We start from the raw sequence: 2,450 nt of genomic DNA on the forward strand, positions 1-2,450 counted from the left end.
GGGTCGGGGCGAGGGTCCACCGGCCGTCGCCCGCGGGGGTGGCGATGCCGTTGCCGAGGACGGTCCAGTTCTCCGGCGCGGTGACCGTGGCCTCGAAGACGGCCTTGAGGTCGGGCTGGTCGAAGGCGGCGAAGACCCGCTGGACGTCGTCGAGGAACAGCTGGGTGTAGAGGTATGTCTCGCCGTCGGTGGGGTCGGTGAAGCGGTGCAGGCCCTCGCCGGTGTGGGAGTAGCGCATGTCCGCGTCGACGCGCAGTTCGTGTTCGCCCGGGGTGAGGCCGGTGAGCGGGTACCGGTTGCCTGTGAGGGCGGCCGGGTCCAGCTCCGTGCCGTCGAGGGCGAGGGCGCGCAGGGTGGCGGGCTTGAGCTCGACGAAGGTGTCCCCGGCCGCGTGTGCGGTGAAGTGGATGACGGTGCGGGAGTCGAAGGTCTCGCTGCCGGTGGTGACATCGAGGGCGATGGCGTACCGGTGTACGTCGATCAGCTGGGCTCGGGTTCGCGCTTCGTCGCGCGTCAGTACGGACATGGGGGCCATGCTGCCCGATGCGGGGCGGGCCGCGCAGTACGGTTCCCGGCTCTGTTGCGGAGGGCTGCGGGCGGTGACGGATGGTGTGCGGGCCGTGGGCGGGAGCGCGTGCGCGTGCGGTGCGCCGGTGGTCCCGGTGTGCGCGGGCGGGGCCCGTGCCAGAGGTGCCGCCGCGTGGGGCGGGGCCCGTGCGGTGTCCGCGGACGCCTGCCGCGGCGCCGGGGCCCCCGCCGTACAGTGGAAGCGGCTGACCGCCGCCGGGGGACGCGGGAGGAGCGGGCCCGGATGCGCGGGCGTAGGGGGTAGGGCGTGGCGAACAGCACCGAGGTCGTACACGGTTTTCCGCATCTCGACACCGCCCGGGCGGCGATCACGGCGCTGTACCGGCGCCTGTCGCCCGACGGCGTAGTGGCGTACGCGTCGAGCGTGGCGCCGGCGGACGTGGCCTTCTCCGACCTGGACGACCTGCACCTGGGCACGCAGCGGGTCGCCCGCGCGCTGGTGCGGCAGCTGGGGCTGCCGGACGCGCGCATCATCGTGAGCTTCCGGGAGATGGAGCACGCGGCGAGTGTGGAACTGACGGCGGGCCCCGAGTACTTCATCGAGCTGAACGACCGGTTCCGCAGGTATCGCAGGGACATCGGGGCGGCGCTCGCACACGAGATCACGCATGTGCTGCTGCACCGCATCGGGCTGTCCTTCCCCGGCACGCGCGCGAACGAGATCCTGACCGACACGGCGACGACGTACCTGGGCGCGGGCTGGCTGCTGCTCGACGCGTACCGGGAGGACCGCGACTCCAGCCAGAAGCTCGGCTATCTGACGCCGGAGGAGTTCGGGTACGTGCTGGCGAAGCGGGCGGCGGTGTTCGGCGAGGACCCGCGGATCTGGTTCACGAGTCCGCAGGGGTACGAGGCGTACACGCGCGGCGCGGCGCGGGCGCTGCGCGACGAGCGGCAGCCGCCGCTGACGACAGCGGGCCGGGCGGGCCGGCACCGCTACGTGCGGGAGCGCAGGTACGCGCTCGATCATCCGGGGGCCCCGGGCGATCCCTCGGCCCCGTACGCGTTCGAGTCGCTGCGGGACGGCCCCCGGGTGGCGTTCGAGTGCCCCACATGCCATCAGCGCATCCGGGTACCGGTGCGGGGACGGGTCAGGGCGCGGTGCGGGCTGTGCCGCACGGTGCTGGAGTGCGACACCTGAAGATCCTGAGACGACGACATGCACGACATGCACGACACGCACGACAGGCACGACGCGTACGAGACGCACGGGACGTACGGGACGCACGGCGAACTGTTCGCGGCGGTGTTCGGGGGCGCCGACGACACATTGGTACGTCTGCTGCGGGCCGATCCGGCCGGTTGCGTGGCCGCGCTGGACGGCGAGGGGCGCACGGCGCTGTACGCGGCGGCCGTCGGCGACCGTCCGTCCGCGGTACGGCTGCTGCTCGCGGCGGGCGCGGACCCGGGGCGGGCGTGCGGCGAGGGCGGCGCGGACCTGCCGCTGTGCGGGGCGGCGAGCGGCGGGCACACGGAGGTCGTGCGGGCGCTGCTGGCGGCGGGCGCGGAACCGGACCTGCGGGAGGCCTACGGCTTCACGGCGGTGGCGTGGGCGGCGGTGCAGGGGTTCGCGGAGACGCTCGAGGCGCTGCTTGAGGGCGGTGCCGGTCCGGATCTGCCGGGGCCCGGCGGGGAGCGGCCGCTGGTGCTCGCGGCGCGGCGCGGTTCGGCCGCGGCGGTGCGGGCGCTGCTGCGGCACGGCGCGGGCGCCGCCGACCCCGGCGGGCGGGAGGCCGCGCTGGCGGAGGCGCGGCACTGGCTGGGGCGGGATGTGGAGCGGGAGTTGCGGGAGGGTCTGGCCGCCGCGTACGGGGACGGCTTCGAGACGGTCGTACGGCGGACGGTGGCGGACGGGGCGGAGA

General features: G+C 74.8%; 2 protein-coding genes and 1 pseudogene. 2 read left to right on the forward strand and 1 reads right to left on the reverse strand.

All coding sequences use genetic code 11. From position 1 onward, the window contains the following. Positions 1-526: pseudogene (locus LCE31_RS38825) on the reverse strand (aminopeptidase N); the annotation flags it as partial. Positions 527-835: 309 nt separating this feature from the next. Between LCE31_RS38825 and LCE31_RS38830 the strand changes: the two are divergent. After that, on the forward strand, positions 836-1,729 hold the full coding sequence (locus tag LCE31_RS38830) for a hypothetical protein (protein WP_225022941.1): 894 nt from the start codon (positions 836-838) through the stop codon (positions 1,727-1,729). Positions 1,730-1,756: 27 nt separating this feature from the next. Beyond that, positions 1,757-2,450, forward strand: a 694-nt coding sequence (locus tag LCE31_RS38835; RefSeq protein WP_225022942.1) for an ankyrin repeat domain-containing protein, incomplete at its 3' end; no start/stop codon positions are given.

Source organism: Streptomyces sp. 8L, assembly GCF_020176795.1.
Taxonomy (GTDB): domain Bacteria; phylum Actinomycetota; class Actinomycetes; order Streptomycetales; family Streptomycetaceae; genus Streptomyces.